The following is a 20,693-nucleotide window of genomic DNA, read 5'->3' as shown; positions in this document are numbered from 1 at the left end:
ACGGTGCGATCCGCGGGCCTCGGGTGGTGCGTCAGAAGCACTCCGCCGGCTTGCCGTCGGCGCCGGGGCCGTTCACCTTGAGGTTCAGGCCCTTGAGCTTGAACGTGCCCGCCGAGGTGGACGTCGAGATCTGCCGGAGGTCGGTGATCGTGACGCTCTTGGCCTCCTGGCCGAACGTCCCGGTCTTGCCCTTCGCGTTCTCGCCACCCAGGCCGAGGGTGCCGGCGTCCTGACCGATGTTGATGCTCTTGAACTCGGCGTCGCCGCTGAGCTCGCTCATGCCGATCATCAGGTCGGTGGCCTCGGCCGGCTTGCCGGCCTCGCGCCCCGCCCGGATGGTGAGGCTGACGGGCAGCCCGGGCATCTTCACCGACTGGCACAGGTTGTAGAGCTTCGCGGAGGAGATACCGGACATGGCCACCGGGATCTGGGTGCCGTCCGCCGTCGTGTCCTTGTCGCCGTACTGGGCGAAACCGGTGCCCTCGAGCTTGTCGGCCGAAATCTTGAACGACTGACCGGAGACGGTGAACGAGGCGGCGAACGCCCCGTTGGCCATCCCGACGACCAAGGCACCGGCTGCCGCGACGGGTACCACCGCCGCTACGGCAAAACGGCGCCAGTTGGTGCGACCGTATGCCGGACCGCCTTGCGCATCCTTCACGGATCCTCCTCGTACGTACTGATGGGGTAACGGCTCGGCCGCACCGCCATACGGCTCGCACCGCGGTCGACTCCAGGTCGTGCAAGCGAGACCCGTCGATGCGGCCGGTCTTGACGTGCGAGGAATGTTGCCTGTCCCGCCGGGTGGGAACAAGAGGCCTGGCTACCGGCCGGTAACGTTCCTGAAACAAGATCGCTTACGCAGCGTGATGAATGACGAGAATGTGACCCGCAAGATGCGTCGGTAAAGGACACATCGGTCCGCCGGTCGCGGTGTGACCGTCACCACACGTACGCATGCTCGCAAGGTTACGGATCGGTAACAACTTTCAGGAAGCTCACAGGACTGTGCACTGAGCGTGCTGATCCCGTTCTTCAGATCGGGGGAATTCCGGCCGAATTACCTCACGACGGCACCATCACGGGAGGGTGGACCGCACGGTGAGCGCAGACGAGCGGCGACGGCTGGCGGCGCTGCACGAGTACCGCCTGCTCGACGAGCCCGCGGACGACGAGCTGGAGGCCGTCGTCCGGGTCGCGGCGATGGTCGCCGGCGTGCCCACCGCCACGCTCAACCTCATCGACGAGAACCGGCAGTGCCAGCTGACCACCACCGGATTCGAGGGCGGCGACTCACCGCGCTCGGAATCCATGTGCGCGGTCCGCTTCGAGGCCGGCGAGGTCGTCCACCTGCCCGACGCCCGCGCCGACCCCGCGTACGCCCGCAACCCCTGGGTCACCGGGGTGCACGCCGACGTGCGCTTCTACGCCTCGGCGCCGCTGGTCACGCCGCAGGGGCACGCCCTCGGCACCCTCTGCGTCTTCGACTCGGAGCGCCACGAGCTCACCGCCGAGCAGATCGACCGGCTCAAGGACCTGGCGCAGGTGATCCTCGCCCTGTTCGAGCGCCGCCGCCAGGCCCGCCTCAACGCCCGGCTCGCCGCCGAGGCGGAGGCCCGCCAGCAGTTCACCGACGCGGTCCTGGAGACCATCGACGTCGCCGTGGCGGCCGCCGACCCGGACGGGCACCTCACGCTGTTCAACCGCGCGGCGCGCGACTGGCACGGGCTGGACGCCGACCCCTCGGTTGACCCCGGCGACTTCAGCGACCGGTACCGGCTGTTCCGGACCGACGGCGTCACCCCGCTGCCGGTCGACGAGATCCCGCTGATGCAGGCGTTGCGCGGCGGTGCCGTGCGAGGTGCCGAGATGCTCATCCAGCCCGCCGGCCGGGCGCCGCGGCACGTCGTCGCCGGGGGCCGCCGGCTCACCACCGCCGACGGCACGCCGCTGGGCGCCGTGGTCGCGATGACCGACGTGACCGCGGACCGTGACCAGCGCGGCGCGCTCGAACGGGCGCACGCCGAGCTCGCCGACACCATCGCCGAGCTGCGCCGCTCCAACACCGAGCTCGAGCAGTTCGCCGGGGTGGTCAGCCACGACCTCGCCGCCCCGCTCGCCGTCGTCAACGGCTACCTCGAGCTGCTCGAGGACGCGTACGAGGAGGTGCTGGACGAGCGGGGGCGGCAGTGGATCGCGGCCGGCACCCGTGCGGTCGCCCGCATGCAGGCCCTCATCGAAGCGCTGCTGACGTACGCCCGGGCCGGCAGCGAGCCCTGCCGGCGCGACAAGGCCGACGTCCGCGAGGTCGCCGGGCTCGCCATCACCGACCTGCGCGACAGCATCACCGCCGCGGGCGCCACGGTCACCGTCGGCCCCGGCCTGCCGGTGCTCGCGGTCGACCCCACGCTGCTACGGCAACTGCTGCAGAATCTCATCGGCAACGCGATCAAGTACCGCCGCCCGGGCCTGCCCGCCACCGTCACCGTCGACGCCGAGTGCCTTGAGGGCGAATGGCGGATCCGGGTCACGGACAACGGCATCGGTATCCCCGAGGCCGACCGGCACCGGGTCTTCGAGATGTTCGCCCAGGTAAGCGCCGAGAACCCCGGGCACGGGGTGGGGCTGGCCACCTGCCAGCGCATCGTGCAGCGCCACGGCGGCCGGATCTGGGCCGGCGCGGCGCCCGGCGGCGGCACCACGATCACCTTCACCCTGCCGGGGGCCTGACGTGGACTCCATGCGGCGCCGCGCCGTCGCCGGCCTGGTCACCCTCATCCTGCTGTTCCTCGCCGTCGTCATCGTGCAGCTCGTCGCCGGTGACCGGCTGCAGGCGCGGCACGCCGAGCGCGCCGAGCGGCTGGAACGGGCCCGCGACGCCAACACCGCCGCCCTGCAGCACATGACCGACGCGGAGACCGGCATACGCGGCTTCCAGCTCACCGGCCGCCCGCTGTTCCTGGAGCCGTACGACCAGGGCCGGGTGGGCGCCTTCACGGCCTTCGACGAGATCACCGGGAACACGTCGGACCCGGACGTGCTGCGGCTCGTGGCGCAGGAGCGCGCGGCGGCCTCGCAGTGGCTGTACGCGTACGCCACCCCGATCGTCAACGCGGGGGAGGCCGACCCGGACTTCCCCCAGACCCAACGGGGCAAGGAGCTCTTCGACGAGCTGCGCGCCGCGAACGCCGCGGTGGACCGGGCCGTACGCGCCGAGCAGGCCGGCGCCGCGGCCGGTGCGCGTACCGAGTCCCGCCTCGCCCAGCTGGTGTTCGCGGGCCTGGGCGCGGTGTTCCTCGCCGTCACGCTGGCGCTCGCCGGATGGGCCCGGCGGTCGCTGCTCGCCCCGCTGGACCAGGTCCGCTCCACGCTGCACCGGCTCACCGTGGGCGACCTCGGCGCCCGAGCCGTGCCCGCCGGCGACCCCGAGATGCAGGCGGTGGCCGTGTCGGTCAACCGGCTCGCCGACGAGGTGGAACGGCTGCTCGCCGCCGACGCCGCCCGCCTGGTCCGCGCCGACCTGCGCCAGGCCGTCGCCGCGGCGGTCCGGGACAGCACCGACGTCACCGCCGGCGCCGTCCGGGTGGCGCGGCTGATCGGCGAGGCCCTCGGCGCCGACGCCGTGCACGGGCGCATCTCGCTGGACTCCGCGCACGGCATCAGCGCCTGCTGGCCGCCGGACGCGCCGTCGCTGTCGCCGCGTACCGTCCGCGACGTGCTCGCAGGCGTTCCCGGGGACGTCATGGCCGTGCCGCACGTGGAGGGGGCGCTGGCGGTGCCGCTCGGCGGCGATGCCGACTGCCCGCCGGGCCTGGTCTGCGTGGTGCGCCGCGAGCCGGGGGAGTGGACCGCCCACGAGCGCCGGCTGCTCGCCGGCGCCGCCCGAGAGATCGAGCACGCGGTACGCCAGCAGCGCCTGCAGCACCGCCAGGCCCGGCTGATCACCGAGCTGCGGGTCCTCGACGAGCGCAAGGACGCGTTCGTCGCGACCGTGACCCACGAGCTGCGGACGCCGCTGACCAGCATCCTCGGTTACGCCGAGACGCTCGCCGACGACGACGGGGAGCTTCCGCCGCTGCACAAGCGCTGCGTCGCCGCGATCCTGCGCAACGCCCACCGGCTGCACGACACCGTGTCCGACCTGCTGCTGCTCGACCGCAGCGGGGCGTCGCCCGGGGCCGGGTCCGTACCCGTGGACCTGGCCGCCGTGGCCGCGACGGTGCACGCCGAGCTGGAGCCGGTCGCCCGGTCCCGCGGGATCGGGCTGACCGGTGACACCGCCGCGCTGTGGGTCAACGGTGACGCCCGGCGCCTCGAGCACCTCCTGCGCAACCTGCTCGGCAACGCCGTGAAGTTCACGGGTACGGGCGGCCACGTCGGCTACAGGGTGCACGCCGACCGGGACACCGCGGTGGTGGAGGTGAGCGACACCGGCATCGGCATCCCGGAGGCCGACCTGCCCGGCCTGTTCACGCCGTTCCACCGGGCGGCGAACGCGATGGACCAGGCGGTGCAGGGCTCCGGGCTGGGCCTGGCCATCGTGCGCACGATCGTCACCGAGCACGGCGGCACGGTCGAGGTGGACTCGAAGGTGGGCGAGGGCACCACCTTCACCGTCCGGCTGTCGCGTGCCGCCGTACCCGGGTCGTCCTGAGGCTCAGCCCCTCGCGACCGGTTCCGGATCGCGGGCCACCGACGTGTCCGCCGGCGGCGGCTCGTCCGGGTCCCCGGCGCGGGTCGCGTCGGCCCGCGCGTCGTCGGCCTCGGCCTCGTCGTCGTCGGTGGACTCCGTGCCCGGCGGTTCCCGGTCGGGTGTCGGCTCGCCGGCCGGATGCCGGACGAGGTAGCGGATGGCGGTGTTGAGCACCGCGAGCAGCGGCACGGCGATGAGACCACCGACGATGCCCGCCACCACGATGCCGGTCGCGATGGCGAGGATGACCGCGAGCGGGTGCAGCGCCACCGCCCGGCCCATGATCAGCGGCTGCAGGACATGCCCCTCGAGCTGCTGCACCGCGATCACGATGCCCAGCACGATGAGCGCGGTGACCGGCCCGTTCGCTACCAGCGCGACCAGCACCGCCACCGCGCCGGTGATCGTGGCGCCGACCACCGGGATGAACGCACCCAGGAACACCAGCGCGGCCAGCGGCAGCCACAGCGGCACCCGCAGGACGAACAGGCCGATGCCGATGCCGACCGCGTCCACGAGCGCCACCAGCACGGTGGCGTGCACGTACGACACCAGCGTGTGCCACGAGTAGTGACCGGCCCGCGCGGTGGGCACCCGAGCCTCCCGAGGCAGCAGGCGGCACAGGAACGACCAGATCTGGCCCCCGTCGCGCAGGAAGAAGAAGAGCGTGAACAGCGTCAGGAAGAACCCGGTGACCACCTCACCGACCGTGGCCGCGGTGCTGAGCGCACCGGACGTCAGGGCGCCCTGATGGTCGGTGAGCGCCTGCTGTGCGCGGTCGACGTACTGGCTGAGCTGGGCGTCGGTGAGGTGCAGCGGCCCCTGCGAGAGCCACCTCTGCACCTCGTCGACGCCGTCGGTCACCTGCTTCGACAGGCTGTCGATCTGCGACACGATCGTCTGGATGATCAGCGTGATGCCGCCGAAGACGATCACCAGGCCGGAGATCAGCACGATGGCCGCCGACAGCGACCGCTTGACGCCGCGCCGGGTCAGCGCCGCCGCGGCGGGCTGCAGCAGGGCGGCCAGCAGCACCGCGACGATCACCGGGATCACCACGACGCGCAGCAGGCTGACGACCCGCAGGAACAGGTACGCCGCCGCGACCAGCAGGATGAACCGCCACGCCCACGCGCCGGCCGTCCGGATGCCCCGCGGCAGCAGGTCGTCCGGGCCGGTCGGCTGCACCACCATCACCGGCGGCGCCGTGTCCTGGAGTTCCGGTCCCGCGGTGAACGGCGGCGGGGCGCTCCGGCTCGCCGCGGCGGCGAGCCGGGTCCGGGCCCGTTCACGGACCGTCTGTGCCCATGTCATCGGGCCCTCCCAGGAAATAGTGCGAACACCGGCGCCTCCGGCCGGTGCTACCCGGATGCCCGGAATCCGCCCTGTTCATACGTCGAGACGCCCTCGGCTCGCGACCGTCCTCAGTTCTTAGGAAACGCTTAGCCGACGGACATCGGCCTCACAGCCGGAAGCCGGATGGTGGAGCCCATGAGACGGATCACCCTGTGGCTGTTCTCCACGGTCGCGGCGCTGGTGCTGCTGGTCAGTTACCGCACCAGCACGAACGGCGCGGCCGCGGCGACCCCGGTGGCCGAGGCCCCGCTGACCACCGCGACCGAGCCGCCCGTGGCCTCGCCGGCGCCGTCGGCTGCCCCGCCGTCCGCTGCCCCGTCATCGGCCGCCAGGACCTACACCGGGTCGGTCGCGCAGACCCGCTGGGGTCCGGTCCAGGTGACCATCACCGTCTCCGGCGGCCGGATCACCGAGGTCGCCGTGCCGGTGTACCCGAACGGCAACCACCGGGACCAGGAGATCAACGCGTACGCCCTGCCGGTGCTGCGCCAGGAGACCCTCGCCGCGCAGGGCGCCGCCATCGACACCGTCTCGGGCGCCACCGTCACCAGCGACGGCTACGTCGAGTCGCTGCAGGCGGCGCTCGACGCCGCGCACCTGTGACACCCCGGCGGGAGGGGGAGATGCGGATCCTGGTGGTGGACGACGACGCGGCCGTCCGCGACTCGCTCGCCCGTACGCTGCGGTTCGAGGGCTACCGGATCGGCACCGCCCGCGACGGCCGCGAGGCGCTCGACGAGGTACGGGCGCACGAGCCCGACGCGGTGGTCCTGGACGTCAGCATGCCGGTGCTGGACGGGCTGGAGACGTGCCGGCGGCTGCGCTCCGGCGGGGTGCTCGTACCCGTGCTCATGCTCACCGCCCGCGACAGCGTGGGCGACCGGGTGGCCGGCCTCGACGCCGGCGCGGACGACTACCTGGTCAAGCCCTTCGCCCTGCAGGAGCTGCTGGCCCGGTTGCGGGCCCTGCTGCGGCGCTCGGCGCTGGGCGGGCCGGGGGCCGCCGCACCCGGCGGGCGGCCGGGACGGTGGCTGGCCTTCGCCGACGTGCGCCTCGACCCGGGTACCCGCGAGGTGTGGCGCGGCGAGCGGCCCCTGCGGCTGACCCGGACGGAATTCGCCATCCTGGAGGCGTTCCTGCGGCACCCGCGGCAGGTGCTGACCCGCTCGGCGCTGTTCGAGCAGGTGTGGGGCTACGACTTCGGGGAGACGTCGAACAGCATCCACGTCTACCTCGGGTACCTGCGGCGCAAGCTCGAGGCGGAGGGGGAGACGCGGCTGCTGCACACTGTCCGCGGTGTCGGGTTCGCGCTGCGCGAGGAGCCGCTGTGAGGGCCGGGGCGGCGCTGCGCTGGTGGGGCCGCCGTACGCTGCACACCCGGCTGTCGCTGCTGGTCACCGGCGCCGTCGCGGTGGCCGTTCTCCTCTTCGCCGGCATGGCCTGGGTGGCCGTCGCCGGGATCCAGCGGCACCGCATCGAGTCGCAGCTGCGCGCCGACGCGCAGGCCATCGCCGCGCAGCCGGACCAGTGGCGGGCGGGACGGCCCGGCCCCGGACCCCGGCCCGGCCCCGGCCGGCACCCGCGCCAGCTGGGACCCGGCTGGCAGATCCTCGACGCCGGCGCCACCGTGGTCGCCGACCCGGGCACGCCGCTGCCCGTGACCGCGGCGGCCCGGCAGGTCGCGGCGGGCAGGCAGCAGCAGGTCCAGGAGCGGGTGACGATCGGCGGCGACACGTACCTGATGCTCACCGTGCCGGTCCGCGGCGGCGGCGCGGTGCAGGTGGCCGTCAGCCAGGACCCCTCCCGCGACACCCTGACCGCCTTCGGCCTGCTGCTCGCGGTGGGCTGCGTGGCCGGCGTCGGTGCCGCGGCGCTGCTCGGGCGTACGGTGGCCCGCGCCGGGCTGCGCCCGGTGGAACGGCTCACCGAGGCGGTCGAGGGCGTCGCCGTCACCATGGACCTCGGCCGGCCCATCGCGGTCAGCGGGGCCGACGAGATCGCCCGGCTCGGCCGCTCGGTGAACACGATGCTGGCCGCCATCGACACCGCCCGCCGCGCGCAGCGCACCCTCGTCGAGGACGCCGGTCACGAGTTGCGGACCCCGCTGACCAGCATCCGTACCAATGTGGAGCTGCTGCTGGCCGTCGAACGGCAGCCCGAGCTGGCGCACCGGCTGCCGCCGGAGGACCGCGCCCAGCTGGTCGCCGACCTCGAGGCGCAGGTGGGCGAGCTCGCCACGCTCACCACCGAGCTGGTGGAGCTCGCTCGCGAGGAGACCACCCGGGAGGCCGCCGAACCGGTCGCGCTGGCCGACGTGGTCACCGCCGCGGTCAACCGGGTCCGCATCCGGGCGCCCGGCCTCACCTTCACCACCGACCTCGCGCCGGTCACCGTGACCGGCCGCCCCGGCGAGCTGGAACGCATGGTGGTCAACGTGCTCGACAACGCCGCCAAGTGGAGCCCGCCCGGCGCGACCGTGCACACGGGACTGAGCCGCGAGGGTGATCGCGGATGCCGCCTGACCGTGGCGGACGACGGTCCGGGCATCGCCGGGGCGGACCTGCCGTACGTCTTCGACCGCTTCTACCGCTCGGCGGCGGCCCGCGCGATGCCGGGATCGGGGCTGGGCCTCGCGATCGTCGCGCAGACGGCGGCCCAGCACGGCGGCACGGCCACGGCCGCCAACCGCGACCCGCACGGCACACTCGTCACCGTCCACCTGCCCCGCGAGGCGCCGCTCGGCTAGGGTCTCGGCAGCTCGTCGGGGGAGGGAGGCCCATGCCGGCCATCGCCGTGTCCGAGCCGGTCGCGCTGTCCCTGCGGGCGCTGGGGGAGACCGGCGGCCGGTGGCTGGCCGAGCTTCCCGAGCTGCTCGCGAGCCTGGCGGCGGACTGGTCGCTCACTGTCGGCGCCCGGCTGGACGGCGGCCGGGCCGCGTACGTCGCCGAGGCCGTGACGCACGACGGCGCCCGGGTCGTGCTCAAGGTGCCGATCCCGCCGGGCATCGACGAGGTCACGCCTGCCGAGCGGGAGCTGACGGCGCTGCGGCTGGCCGGCGGTGACCCGTACGCCCGGCTGATCCGTCACGACGGGCTGCGCCGGGCCCTGTTGCTGGAGCGGCTCGGGCGGCCGATGGCCGGCCTGGGCTGGCCGGCCGGCCGGCAGCTGGACGCGCTGACCGCGACCGCCGCACGAGGATGGCGGAAGGTGGCAGAGGGCGGCGTGCTTCCCACCGGAGCCGAGGCGGCGCGGTGGCATGCCGGCTACATCCCCTCGGCCTGGGAGGAGCTGGGCCGGCCCTGCCCGGAGGCGACCGTGGAGCTGGCGCTGAGCTGCGCCGCCGAGCGGGAGGCCGCGGCCGACCCGTCCCGCGCGGTGCTGGTGCACGGGGACGTGCACGCCCTCAACGCCCTGGAGGCGCCCGGCGGGGCGGGCTTCCGGCTGGTCGACCCGGAGGGGCTGATCTCCGAGCCCGCGCACGACCTGGGCGTCGTGCAGGCGCGGGGCGTGCAGGGCCGGATCGCCGAGCTGGCGGCCGGTGACCCGGGGCGCGTGCGGGAGCGGATGGAGCGCGGCTGCCGGCGTGCCGGGCGGCTGACCGGGAGCGACCCGGACGCCGTCCGGCAGTGGGCGGTGATGGAGCTGGTCTCCACCGGCCTGTTCCTCCTCCGGGTCGGCCGCCGGGAGGACGCCGAGGCGTTCCTCGCCGTGGCCACGGGCCTGACCCGATGAACGGGCCGGCCGGTCACCGCCCGCGGGTCACAGAGCGGCGCTGACCGGCGTCCACTGCGGGAACTTCGCGGTGCGGTGGTCGCCGGAGGAGCGGCCGCGTACCCGCCGGCTGATCCACGGCAGCACGTGCTCGCGGTAGTAGCGCACCTCGGCGGCCAGGCGACGGCCGTTGGCGGGTCCCGGGTCAACGACGTGGGCGGCCGTGGGGTGGCCCATCGCGTTCAGCACCACGCCGGCGGCGCGCTGGTGGCCCGCCGCGTTGAGGTGCAGGCGGTCCGGCGACCAGTACGGCGCCTTCCGGATCTCGGTGTCGTGGAAGACGTCGGCGAGGACGAGCCCGTGCCGGGCGGCCAGCTCGGCGACGGCGGTGGTGAGCACCTCGGCTCGTCGGCGCATCATCGCGCCGAGGGGCAGGTGCTGCGACGGGTCGGCGCCGCTGAGCAGCACCAGCTGAACGCCCACCTCCGCGCACCGCCGCACGGCCCGCTCGGTCAGCTGGACGAGCCGGTCGAGGTCCACGCCGGGGCGCATCATGTCGTTGCCGCCGCCGTTGAGGGTGATCAGGGTGGGCGCCGGGGTCAGGGCCAGCGCGGCCTCCAGCTGTTCGGTGACGATCGGCTCGAGCAGCCGCCCGCGGATGGCGAGGTTGGCGTACTCGACGGGCTCGTCGCCGGCCGCGGCCAGCCCGGCGGCGACCCGGTCGGCCCAGCCGCGCGGCGTGCCGTCCGGCAGCTCGTCACCGAGCCCCTCGGTGAAGCTGTCCCCGATCGCCACGTAGCGCATCGACCTCGTCCTCTCGTCCGGCGGTGTCCCCCCGCAAGCCTGCCACCCGGCGGTGATCGGGAGCGGTCAGGGGGCGCAACCGGGAAACACGGCGCCGGCAACCGTACGGCAACCGTCCCGCCGAAGTATCGAGATGTTCCCCCGGACCAAGGAGTTCATCGGATGCGTATCCGTCGTACCGCCGTCGCCGCCCTGCTGGCCGCCGGCATCGTCGTTCCCGCGGTCTCGGCCGCCGCCATGGCCGCCCAGCCCGCCGCGAAGGCCCCCGGCTCCGCGAGTGCGTTCAAGGCCACCCCGAAGCCCGCCAAGACCTCCAAGGCCCACAAGCCCGTCCGTTTCACCGCCTCGGGCACGGTCACCGCCGTCGACGCCCAGGCCGGCACGGTCACGCTGCTGGCCAAGGGCGGCACCAAGGACGTGCGCAAGCGTACGGTCACCGTCGTCGTGCCGGCCAAGGCCTCGCTGCGGGTCAACGGCAAGAAGGTGACCCTCTCCGGGGTCGCCGCCGGCCAGCGCATCGAGGTCGTCGGGCGGCGCACCGGCGACGTCTACACCGCCGATGTCGTCCGCGTCTCGGGCAAGGGCGTGAAGCCGGCGCCCAGCCCGTCGGTCACGCCCACGCCGACCACCGAGCCGACCACCGAGCCGACCGACGACCCGTCGGACGACCCGACCGACGCTCCGTCCGAGGACCCGACCGTGGAGCCGAGCGCCGAGCCGACCGTCTGACAGGCACCGCACGAGCGAGAAGGGGGACGCCGACCGGCGTCCCCCTTCTGCCGTGTCAGCGCTGCACCACCAGGCGGTTCGCCTTGAGGATCCGGGCCCACCACGGGCGGGGCGCGGCCGGTCGCAGCGGCGGGACGCCCGTGCCGCGCAGGCTCACCCAGCCGCCCGGGCCCATGCTCACCGAGCCGATCGCGGGGCGCCGCCGCAGGGCCACGCCGGCACCGAGCGCGGCGGCCGTCAGCGCGATGGTCGCCAGTGCGGCGACACCGAGCGCGGTCACGTCGACGACGGGCCGGTAGCGCACCCCGTCCGGCCCGGTGACGTACGCGCCGACCGTCCGGTCGCCGCACCGGACCAGCACCACCTCGGTACGGGGCAGCCGGTCCGCCTCCGGGGCGCCGGCCGGCGCGATGCTCACCATGGGGGCCTCCTGACGTCCCCACCGTCGTAGCACCGCCGCCGGCCCGCCTCGTAGGGCCGGACGGCCCGGACACGGCTCGGGCCCGCGACCGCCGCCGCAAGGGGCAGCGGGCACGGGCCCGTACGGCGGGTCGTCAGCCCTTGACGCTGCCCGCGAGCAGGCCACGGACGAAGTAGCGCTGCGCCAGCACGAACACCGTCACGGGGACGATGATCGAGACGAAGGCGCCCGCCGACAGCAGGTGCCAGGCGGTGCCCCGGGTGCCGCTCAGGTTGGCCAGGGCGACGGTGATCGGGGCGACCTTGTTGCCCCCGCCGGCGAAGGTGAGCGCGACGAGCAGGTCGTTCCACACCCAGAGGAACTGGAAGATGCCGAACGCGGCCAGGGCCGGGCGCATCAGCGGCAGCAGCACCCGGAAGAAGATCGCCACGTGCCCGGCGCCGTCCACCCGGGCCGCCTCGAGCAGGCCGGCCGGGATCTCCCGCATGAAGTTGTGCAGCAGGTAGATGGCGAGCGGCAGGCCGAAGATCGAGTGCGACAGCCAGATCGTCCAGAACGTGTTCGCCAGGCCGGCGTCGACGTACAGGGTGAGCAGCGGGATCAGCGTGACCTGCAGCGGCACGATCTGCAGGGCGAAGATCGCCAGGAACAGGATGTTGCGGCCGGGGAACTTGATCCACGCGAACGCGTACGCCGCGATCGTCGCCAGGCACAGCGGGATGAGCACCGAGGGGATGGTGATCACCAGCGAGTTGACGAAGTACGAGCCCAGCCCGGCCCCGCTCTCCGCGTCCAGCACCTGACGGTAGTTCTCCATCGTCAGCTGCGGGTCGGAGAAGAACGTCCACCAGCCCGTCGTCTTGATCTGCCGCTGCGGGCGGAACGACGAGATGAGCAGCCCGAAGGTCGGCAGCGTCCACAGGACCGCGATGACGATCGCGGCCAGCGAGGCCCACGGCGAGGTGAGCTTGCGCTTGGCGATCGCGGCCGCCGTCGGCTTCCCGGCCTCCAGCACCGGCGCGGTGGCCGGCGGAGTCGTGGTGGTCATAGCGCCTCCGAACGGCGGATCTGCCGGATGTTGTAGACGACGATCGGGATGACCAGCAGGAACAGCAGGACCGCCAGCGCGGAGCCGAGGCCCTGGTTGTCGCTGCGGAAGCTCTGGCTGTAGAACTCGTTGGCGATGACGCTGGTGTCGAACTGGCCGCCGGTCATCGTGCGCACGATGTCGAAGACCTTCAGCGTGCCGATGCCGATGGTGGTCAGCACCACGACCACGGCCGGGCGGATCGCCGGCAGCGTGACGAAGCGGAACATGCCCCAGGGGCCGACGCCGTCGAGGCGGGCCGCCTCGATGATGTCCTCCGGGATCGCCTTGATGGCGGCCGAGAGCACGGTCATCGCGAAGCCGGCCTGGATCCAGATCATGACCACGATCAGCAGGAACGTGTTCAGCGGCGAGGTGACCAGCCACTGCTGAGGGGTGCCGCCGAGCCAGACCAGCACCTGGTTGAGCAGGCCGATCTGCTTCACGTTGGCCTGGTCGGGGCGGTACTCGTAGACGAACTTCCAGATGATCGACGCGCCGACGAACGAGATCGCCATGGGCAGGAAGATCAGCGCCTTGGCGAACGACTCGAGCCGCGCCTTGTCGACGAGGATCGCGTAGAGCAGGCCGACGCCGGTGGCGACGAACGGGGTGACGACGACCCAGAACACCGTGTTGCGCAGCACGGTCAGCTGGTCGCCGTCGGTGAAGATCGTCTTGTAGTTGTCGAGGCCGATGAACGCGTTGCCGGCCGCGTTGAAGAACGACTCGTAGATGGTGCGTACGCCGGGGTAGACCAGGCCGACGAGCAGCATGATGAGCGTCGGCGCGAGGTAGGCGTAGGCGGTCAGGCGGTCCGCCCTGCGCCCGCGGAAGAAGGTGGCGGCGAAGAGGATCGCGCCCACCACCGCGGCGAACAGCAGGATCGCCGCCACCATGAGCACGATCTTGCCGACGTTGGTGTCCGGGGTCGACACGTGACCCGTACCTCCTTGAAGAGAGGGGTGGGGCCGGTCACCTGCGGTGACCGGCCCCGGTTGGTCCTAGCTCACTTGGCGGGCCACGCCTTTTCGATGTTGTCGACGGTGGTCTTGGTGTCCTGACCGGTCACCCAGCTCGTCGCCTGCTTCCAGAACGCGTTCGAACCGACGGCGGCCGGCATCTGGTCCGAGCCGTCGAACCGGAACACCGTGTTGGGGTCCTTGAGGATCGTGGCGGCCAGCCGGTCGATCGGGTTGCTCAGGTTGTTCGGGTCGATGCCCTTGTTGGCGCTGACCCAGCCCTGCGACGCCTTGGCCTTGATGTTGGCCCAGGTGTCGGTCGACAGGTACGTCTGGAAGGCCTTGACCTCGGGCCGGTCCGCGAACGCGACGTTGAACTCGCCACCGCCGAGCACCGGCTTGCTGCTGGTGTCCTTGCCCGGCATGTAGAACGCGAAGACGTCGCCGTCCTCGGCCACCTTGGTGGACGGGTCGAAGTTCGCCGCGTAGAAGCTCGCCTGGTGGTGCAGGGAGCAGGTGCCCTCGGTGATGGGCAGGCCGGCGTCCTGGAACGTGGTGGTGGCGATGCTCTTGACGTCGCCGAGGCCACCGTTGACGTACTTGTCGTTCTTCAGGTACCCGCCGACCGCGTCCAGGGCCGCCGTGGACTCGGGGCCGTTGAACGGGATCTCGTGGTTCACCCACTTGTCGTAGGTCTCCGGCCCGTAGAGCCGGAGCATGAAGTCCTCCATCCAGTCGGTGATCGGCCAGCCGGTGGCCTCACCGCTGCTGATGCCCGCGCACCACGGCTTCTTGCCGTCCGCGACCATCTTGTCCGTCAGCTCCTTGAGCTGGTCCAGGGTGGTCGGGACCTGGTAGCCCTTTTCCTTGAACTCGGCGGGCGAGTACCAGACCAGCGACTTCACGCTGGCGCCGGACGGCGCGCCGTAGAACTTGCCGTTGACGGTGGCGTAGCCCTTCCAGTCCTTGCCCCAGAACTTGTCGACGTTCGCGGCCACCTCGGCCGGCGCCTCGACGGCCTTGCCGGTGGCGACCAGCTGCTTGAGCAGGCCGGGCTGCGGCACGATCGCGAGGTCCGGCGGGTTGCCGGCCTTCGCGCGCACCAGGATCTGGGTCTCGAAGGACTTGTCGCCCTCATAGTTGATCTTGACGCCGGTGCAGTCCTCGAAAGGCTTGTACGAGTCCTTGTACGCCTTGTCCTCCGGCGTGACGATGCCGGTGTACACCGAGACCGTCTTGCCCTTCAGGTCGCCGTACGAGCTGAACTGCGCGCAGTCGATGGACTGCGTGGCCGTCTTGGAATCGTCGTTCGAGTCGTCACTTCCGCCACCGCAGGCGGCGATCCCGAACACCAGGCCCACGCCCAGCGTGCCGGCGAGCGCACCGCGCAGGCGCTGACTCCTGGAATGACCGAACATACCTCTCCCTATGTCACATCACGCCGGGGCGTGACAACATCGTCACCGTCTCCGGTTCCCCCGGCTGTCAGTCAAGAGCGGGTGGCCGGGTTTCGCAATGTTTCCGGATGATCAACCAAGTAACGATTCGGCACCGGACCAGCGGCATCCTTAAACGGTTAAGAAAGCTTAAAGTGTTCTTGCGCTGACCGCAGGCACATATCCAGCGGCAGCCGTCGATGCATGGCCGTTTCGGGTTCCGCAAGATTTTTCACTCCCGCTGGGCCGCCGCGCGGCGTACCGCGATGGCATCCGGGCCGCACCGAAGCGGCAACCCGCCCGGGGTTCAGTAGAGGCGCGGGACCATCGGCCGTCCCGCGCCGTGCCCCGAGGAGGTCCCGTGCAGCGTGCGTACGGCCGCCGTCGCGACGACCCGAGCCCCTCGAGGCTCGCCCGCGACGTCCTGCTGGACCCGCTGATCCTCGCGGTGGCGGGCGTCGCCGTCGCGGTGATCGGCTGGCTGCTCCACGGTTCCGGCAGCCTGCGTACGGACCTGCTGGTCCGGGCCGGCGCCGGCGTGCTGGCGACAGCCGTGCTGGGCGCGGTCACCCTGCGCATCGCCCGGACGCCCGGCCTGTCCGTCGTGGCGCGCCGCTTCTGGTACGCCGCGAGCCTGATGGGCGCGCTGCTCCTGGTGGGAAACCTCGCCCGCGGGATCACCGCGATCACGGGCTCCGATGAGCCCACGGTGGCCGACGGCGCCGTCCAGCGCGCCTGCATCGCCGCCGGCATCGTGGTCCTGCTCGTGCTCGCCGTGACGTACCGCCGGCCCGCCGGCCGCCCGGCCGAGCTGCGCTTCGTGCTCGACGGCGCGGCCGTGGTCGTCGCCGCCGTCGTCGTCATCTGGTTCACGGCGGACCGCGCGCTGGCCCACGGCGTGCCCCGGGCCGCCGCCCTGACCACGGGCGCGATGGCGCTGGTCGTCGCCGCCGCGGTCGCCCGCCTGGTCGCCTGCGGCTCGAGCCCGATGCGGCCCGGCGCGGCGGTGCCCGTCCTCGCCTCGATGGCGCTGCAGTGCTTCGGCGGCGGGCTGCTGCCCACGGGCGCCGGCTCCCGGGTCCAGCTCGCCGTGCAGGTGGCCTCCGTCGCCCTGGCCGCCGTGGCGCCGCGGGTCCACGAGATCCTCGACCGGTACGCCACGGCCGGCCCGTGCCGCCGGCAGCGCTCGCACGGGCTGCTGCCGTACGCGATGCTCGCGGTGGTCTTCCTGATCCTGCCCGCCGCCCTGCCGCACGGCCTGGGCGCGACGGCCGTGCTGAGCCTCGCCGGGCTGTTCGTGAGCATGGCCCTCGTGGTCGCCCGCCAGCTGCTGGCCTCGGGCGAGAACGACACGCTGGTGAGCCGCCTCGACGCCAGCCTGCTGACCGTCTCGCGGCAGGAGGAGCGGGTCCGCCTGCTGCTGGAGTACTCGACCGACATCACGTCGCTGATCGACGCGGGCGGCGCGATGACGTACGTGACCCCGGCGACCCGCGCGCTCGGCTACGAGCCGGAGCAGCTGCTGGGCGTCCGCGTGGTCTCGCTCATCCACGACGACGACCTGCCCGCGCTCTGGCCCGAGCTGCGGCAGCTGATGGCCACGCCCGGCGCCACCTACACGTACCAGGCGCGCTACCGGCACGCCGACAGCTCCTGGCGCTGGCTGGAGGTGATGAGCCGCAACCTGACCCACGAACCGAGCGTCGGCGCCGTGGTCAGCAACGCCCGGGACGTCACCGAGGCGCGTGAGCTGCAGGACCGGCTGCGCCACGAGGCCACCCACGACCCGCTCACCGGCCTGGCCAACCGCAAGCTCTTCGGCGACCGGCTCGCCGAGGAGGCCGGCCGCGGCGTCGCGTTGCTGCACGCCGACCTGGACGGCTTCAAGCCGGTCAACGACACGTACGGCCACCACGTCGGCGACGCGGTGCTCGTGGAGGTCGCCCGGCGGCTGCGCGCGGCCCTGCCGCCGGACGCCGTGCCGGCCCGCCTCGGCGGTGACGAGTTCGCGGCACTGCTCCCGGGCACCGGGGCGCCGGCCGCCGAGCAGGCCGCCCAGCGCTTCCGCGCCGCCCTGGAACTGCCGGTGCACGTCCACGGGCACACGCTGAGCCTGGGAGCCAGCGTCGGCGTGGTGGCCGGTGCGGCGGTCGAGCCGGAGTCGCTGCTGCGCGCCGCGGACGAGGCGATGTACCGGGTCAAGCACGGCGCCCGCCGCTGACCTCAGCGCAGGGCGGCGCGCAGGGCGTATCCGAACCCGCGGTGAGCCACCAGCAGCGGCGGCCCGAGCCGCTCCAGCTTGCGGCGCAGGATCCCCACGTACGTATCGACGACATGGACCCGGGTCGCGGTGCCGGGCCCCCACACCGCCTCGTGGATCTGCCCGCGCGGCAGCACCGTGCCGGGATGGCGCAGGAAGTAGCGCAACAGGTCGAGCTCGGTGGGGGACAGCGGCACCCGGTCGCCGGCCCGGCGCGCCACCCGGGAATCGAGGTCCAGCTCCACGTCGGCGTAGCGCAGCACCCGCGCCCCGGACCGGTCCGCGCGGCCCAGGAGCGCCCGCACCCGCGCGAGGAGCACCTCGACGTCGAACGGCTTGGTGATCCAGTCGTCGCCGCCGTACGCCAGCCCGGCGATCAGCTCGGCCCGCGCGTCCCGGGCGGTCAGGAACACCACGTCGGCGCCGGAACCTTCCTCGCGCAGCCGCCGGCACACGTCCATGCCGTTGCCGTCGGGCAGCGTCACGTCCAGCAGCACCACGTCCGGCCGGCGCTCGGCGGCCTTCGCCACGGCCTGCGCGGCGGTGCCGGCGGTGTCCACCGCGAAGCCGTGGAAGGTCAGCACCGTGGCCAGCATGTCCACGATGTACGGCTGGTCGTCGACGACGAGGATGCGCGCGCCGGTCATCTCAGGCCCATCAGACCACAGGGGCCGCGAAACCCGGCCGGTGTTCCCGAAGGGTGGTGCGAGGACATCGACCGATGGTGATATGAGGGATGCGTCTGCGTGGTCTGTCCGTCCTCGTCCTGATCGTCGCGATCGCCGTCGTCGTCCCGGGCCGCCCGGCCGCCGCCGGTGCCGCGGGCGACTACCCCGAATATCCGTACGCGCCGACCGCGTACGCCGAGCCGAACCGCGGCCAGTTCCACTTCAGCGCGGCGAACGGCTGGATGAACGACGTGAACGCCCCGCTCCACGCCGACGGCGTCTACCACCTGTTCTTCCAGCACAACCCGCACGGCCTGCAGTGGGACACCATGCACTGGGGACACGCGACCAGCCCCGACCTGGTGCACTGGACGCAGCGGCCCATCGCCCTCGAGCCCGGTGTGCACCCCGGCAACCTCTTCTCCGGCGGGGGAGTGGTGGACTCGGCGAACACCTCGGGGCTGCGGACCGGCGACCGGGCCCCCATCGTGGTGTTCACCGGCACCGACGGGGTCAGCGTCGCGTTCAGCAACGACGGCGGGGAGACATTCCAGCCGTACGACCACGGGCGCAAGGTCATCACCATGCCGGCCGAGAGCCGCGACCCCAAGGTGTTCTGGCACGAGCCGACCCGCCGCTGGGTGATGGTGGTGTGGTCCGGCGCGGGCGGCAATGCGGCGCACCTCTACACCTCACCCGACCTTCTCACGTGGACGTTCCGCAGCCGGTACGCCGCCGACTGGCTCTTCGAATGTCCCGACATGTTCCCGCTGCGCGCGGACGGCGACGGCGTGACGAAGTGGATCCTCAACGACGCGAGCGGCGAGTACGTCGTCGGCTCCTTCGACGGCACGACGTTCGCGGCCGACTCGCCCACGCCGAAGCGCATGGACGAGGGCGACACCCGCTTCGACGGCAGCTGGTACGCCGGGCTGACGTTCAGCAACCTGCCGGACGGCCGGACCGTGCAGATGGCGTGGATGCCGGGCAACCACGGCAGCGTCTGGACCGGCAGCGCCACGTTCCCGGTGGAGCTGGGGCTGCGCACGTACCCGGACGGGCTCCGGGTGACCCGTACGCCGATCAGCGAGCTCGACAGCCTGCGCTTGTCTTCCACACAGTGGACTGATCGCACCCTGAACGGTGACCCGGCGGCCGATCCGCTGCGCGAGGCCGCGGCCGACGCGTACGAGCTCACCGCCGAGTTCGACGCGGGCACCGCCACGGCCGCCCGGTTCGGGTTCCGGCTCGGCGTACGCCCCGACGGCACCGCTGCCCGCGAGGTCGCGTACGACCGGGCCGCCGGCACGCTCGACGGCGCGGCGCTGCCCCCGGACCACGGGCGGGTCCGGGTGCGCATGCTCGTCGACCGCGGCCAGGTGGAGACCTTCGGCGATGAGGGGCGCGTGTCGGTCACCCGTACGGTCGCCTTCGACGCCTCCGGGGTGCGCACCTTCGCCGACGGCGGCTCGGTCCGCCTGCTGTCGCTGCGGCTCACGCCGCTGCGCCCGGCATGGGGCGCCGGGGAACCGACGTTGCGCACCGACGTGGCCGGCCCGTGGCACGCCGACGGAGGGACGTGGACCGACACCGCCGACGGCAAGCGCGGCGAGGCGTCCGGCGACGGCTTCTATCTGGGTGCGGGTGGTGGCACCGATTTCACGTACGACGCCGACGTGCGGCTCGACACCGCCACGGCGGCCGGGGTCATGTTCCGCGGCGCGTACACGCTCAATGTGGATGCCGGGGCGGGGGTGATGAAGCTGTGGCGGCCCGGACGTGACATCGCCGCCGCGGCCGCACCCGTGGCCCGTGGCCGGTTCCACCACCTGCGCGTCGTGGCCGAGGGCAACCGATTCCGCGCGTACCTGGACCACAACGGCACGGCGCTGATCGACGCCACCGACGACGCGTACGCGTCGGGCGCCTTCGGGCTCAACGTGTTCCAGGGCGCGGCCGTGGTGCAGAACGCCCGGATCGGCGCGGCGCCCTGGCGTCAGGACGTCGGCGGCACGTGGAGCCCGGCGTCGGGCACCTGGACGACGCCGTCGGCCTCGCTGGCGGGGCGGAGCGCCGGGGACGGGTTCTACCTGTCCGGCCGCACCGGACGCGACTTCACCTACGAGGCCGACCTGCGGGTCGTCGCCGGCCGGGCGGCGGGGCTGACCTTCCGCGCCACACCCGGCGCGAGCGGCCACTACACCGCGAACATCGACACCGACGGGTACGTCAAGCTGTGGCGCCCGGGGCGCGACATCGCCGTGCAGGCCGCGACCGTCGTGCCCGGGCGGACGTACCACCTGCGGGTCGTGGCGGCCGGCCCGCAGCTCGAGGTGTCGCTCGACGGCACGGTGGTCATCCGGGCCACCGACGACGCGTACGCCGAGGGCCGGTTCGGGGTCAACGTGTTCGACGGCAGCTGCCTGATCGAACGGGTGAGCGTGCGCTGACGGCCGGGCGTCATTCGCGCACGTCGGCCGGTCCGGGTTGCCGACCGCCACCGGCCCGGCGTCATGGCCGCACGGCGGCCCGGCCGGGGGCCGGCCGCCACCCCCCCCCCGGCCCC

Annotated in this window: 17 protein-coding genes; 9 read left to right on the top strand and 8 right to left on the bottom strand. The window is 73.0% G+C overall.

The features are described 5' to 3' along the window. Positions 1-31: 31 nt before the first annotated feature. Entirely contained in the window at positions 32-661 is a 630-nt protein-coding gene (locus tag IT780_RS02275; RefSeq protein ID WP_199509655.1) for a DUF6230 family protein, read from the bottom strand. A 440-nt stretch (positions 662-1,101) separates the two neighbouring features. Here IT780_RS02275 and IT780_RS02270 point away from each other — a divergent pair, with 440 nt between their 5' ends. Continuing rightward, positions 1,102-2,730 (top strand): GAF domain-containing sensor histidine kinase, encoded by a 1,629-nt coding sequence (locus IT780_RS02270; RefSeq protein ID WP_199509654.1) that lies wholly within the window; start codon positions 1,102-1,104, stop codon positions 2,728-2,730. A gap of 10 nt (positions 2,731-2,740) precedes the next feature. Further along, positions 2,741-4,654 (top strand): ATP-binding protein, encoded by a 1,914-nt coding sequence (locus IT780_RS02265; RefSeq protein WP_199509653.1) that lies wholly within the window; start codon positions 2,741-2,743, stop codon positions 4,652-4,654. A gap of 3 nt (positions 4,655-4,657) precedes the next feature. On the opposite strand, the gene IT780_RS02260 is transcribed toward IT780_RS02265, so the two are convergent. Continuing rightward, a complete protein-coding gene (locus tag IT780_RS02260) occupies positions 4,658-6,007 on the bottom strand; it encodes an AI-2E family transporter (protein WP_199509652.1) in 1,350 nt (449 codons plus the stop codon). Positions 6,008-6,184: 177 nt separating this feature from the next. Here IT780_RS02260 and IT780_RS02255 point away from each other — a divergent pair, with 177 nt between their 5' ends. From IT780_RS02255 to IT780_RS02240, 4 genes are read left to right on the top strand one after another with little or no spacing between them, the layout of a single operon-like run. Continuing rightward, positions 6,185-6,652 (top strand): FMN-binding protein, encoded by a 468-nt coding sequence (locus IT780_RS02255; protein WP_199509651.1) that lies wholly within the window; start codon positions 6,185-6,187, stop codon positions 6,650-6,652. Positions 6,653-6,672: 20 nt separating this feature from the next. Further along, positions 6,673-7,380 (top strand): response regulator transcription factor, encoded by a 708-nt coding sequence (locus IT780_RS02250; protein WP_199509650.1) that lies wholly within the window; start codon positions 6,673-6,675, stop codon positions 7,378-7,380. Beyond that, the gene (locus IT780_RS02245) at positions 7,377-8,795 is read left to right on the top strand and encodes a HAMP domain-containing sensor histidine kinase (RefSeq protein ID WP_307831001.1); all 1,419 of its coding nucleotides are present in this window, start codon (positions 7,377-7,379) and stop codon (positions 8,793-8,795) included. Before IT780_RS02250 ends, IT780_RS02245 begins: the two co-directional genes overlap by 4 nt. 32 nt (positions 8,796-8,827) lie before the next feature. Further along, positions 8,828-9,781, top strand: a complete 954-nt coding sequence (locus tag IT780_RS02240) for a protein kinase family protein (protein ID WP_199509649.1) — start codon at positions 8,828-8,830, stop codon at positions 9,779-9,781. Between the two features lie 27 nt (positions 9,782-9,808). Here IT780_RS02240 and IT780_RS02235 read toward each other — a convergent pair whose 3' ends face one another. Further along, a complete protein-coding gene (locus tag IT780_RS02235; RefSeq protein ID WP_199509648.1) occupies positions 9,809-10,564 on the bottom strand; it encodes an SGNH/GDSL hydrolase family protein in 756 nt (251 codons plus the stop codon). 162 nt (positions 10,565-10,726) lie between these two features. On the opposite strand from IT780_RS02235, the gene IT780_RS02230 reads away from it, so the two are divergent. Continuing rightward, positions 10,727-11,293: a hypothetical protein gene (locus tag IT780_RS02230; protein ID WP_199509647.1), complete on the top strand. Its 567-nt coding sequence runs from the start codon at positions 10,727-10,729 to the stop codon at positions 11,291-11,293. Between the two features lie 55 nt (positions 11,294-11,348). On the opposite strand, the gene IT780_RS02225 is transcribed toward IT780_RS02230, so the two are convergent. From IT780_RS02225 to IT780_RS02210, 4 genes are all read right to left on the bottom strand, one after another. Beyond that, positions 11,349-11,714 (bottom strand): hypothetical protein, encoded by a 366-nt coding sequence (locus IT780_RS02225; protein ID WP_199509646.1) that lies wholly within the window; start codon positions 11,712-11,714, stop codon positions 11,349-11,351. A 133-nt stretch (positions 11,715-11,847) separates the two neighbouring features. Beyond that, positions 11,848-12,762: a carbohydrate ABC transporter permease gene (locus IT780_RS02220; protein WP_199509645.1), complete on the bottom strand. Its 915-nt coding sequence runs from the start codon at positions 12,760-12,762 to the stop codon at positions 11,848-11,850. Continuing rightward, positions 12,759-13,700 carry a carbohydrate ABC transporter permease gene (locus tag IT780_RS02215; RefSeq protein WP_199510046.1) on the bottom strand — a complete coding sequence of 314 codons (942 nt, stop codon included), beginning with the start codon at positions 13,698-13,700 and terminating at the stop codon, positions 12,759-12,761. Before IT780_RS02215 ends, IT780_RS02220 begins: the two co-directional genes overlap by 4 nt. A 110-nt stretch (positions 13,701-13,810) precedes the next feature. Beyond that, positions 13,811-15,181: an ABC transporter substrate-binding protein gene (locus IT780_RS02210; RefSeq protein ID WP_199509644.1), complete on the bottom strand. Its 1,371-nt coding sequence runs from the start codon at positions 15,179-15,181 to the stop codon at positions 13,811-13,813. A gap of 379 nt (positions 15,182-15,560) precedes the next feature. Between IT780_RS02210 and IT780_RS42965 the strand changes: the two genes are divergently transcribed. Further along, complete coding sequence (locus IT780_RS42965; protein ID WP_199509643.1) at positions 15,561-17,420, top strand: sensor domain-containing diguanylate cyclase; 1,860 nt, start codon at positions 15,561-15,563, stop codon at positions 17,418-17,420. Positions 17,421-17,422: 2 nt separating this feature from the next. Here the strand turns inward: IT780_RS42965 and IT780_RS02200 are convergent, their stop codons facing one another. Next, positions 17,423-18,106, bottom strand: a complete 684-nt coding sequence (locus IT780_RS02200) for a response regulator transcription factor (RefSeq protein ID WP_199509642.1) — start codon at positions 18,104-18,106, stop codon at positions 17,423-17,425. 89 nt (positions 18,107-18,195) lie between these two features. Here IT780_RS02200 and IT780_RS02195 point away from each other — a divergent pair, with 89 nt between their 5' ends. Continuing rightward, entirely contained in the window at positions 18,196-20,577 is a 2,382-nt protein-coding gene (locus IT780_RS02195) for a glycoside hydrolase family 32 protein (RefSeq protein ID WP_199509641.1), read from the top strand. Positions 20,578-20,693 lie beyond the last annotated feature (116 nt).

It is taken from the genome of Nucisporomicrobium flavum, from assembly GCF_016464385.1.
Classification (GTDB): Bacteria; Actinomycetota; Actinomycetes; order Mycobacteriales; family Micromonosporaceae; genus Actinoplanes; species Actinoplanes flavus_A.
The sequence above is the reverse complement of the archived record's forward strand: the minus strand, read 5'-3'. Positions and strand labels throughout refer to the sequence as shown.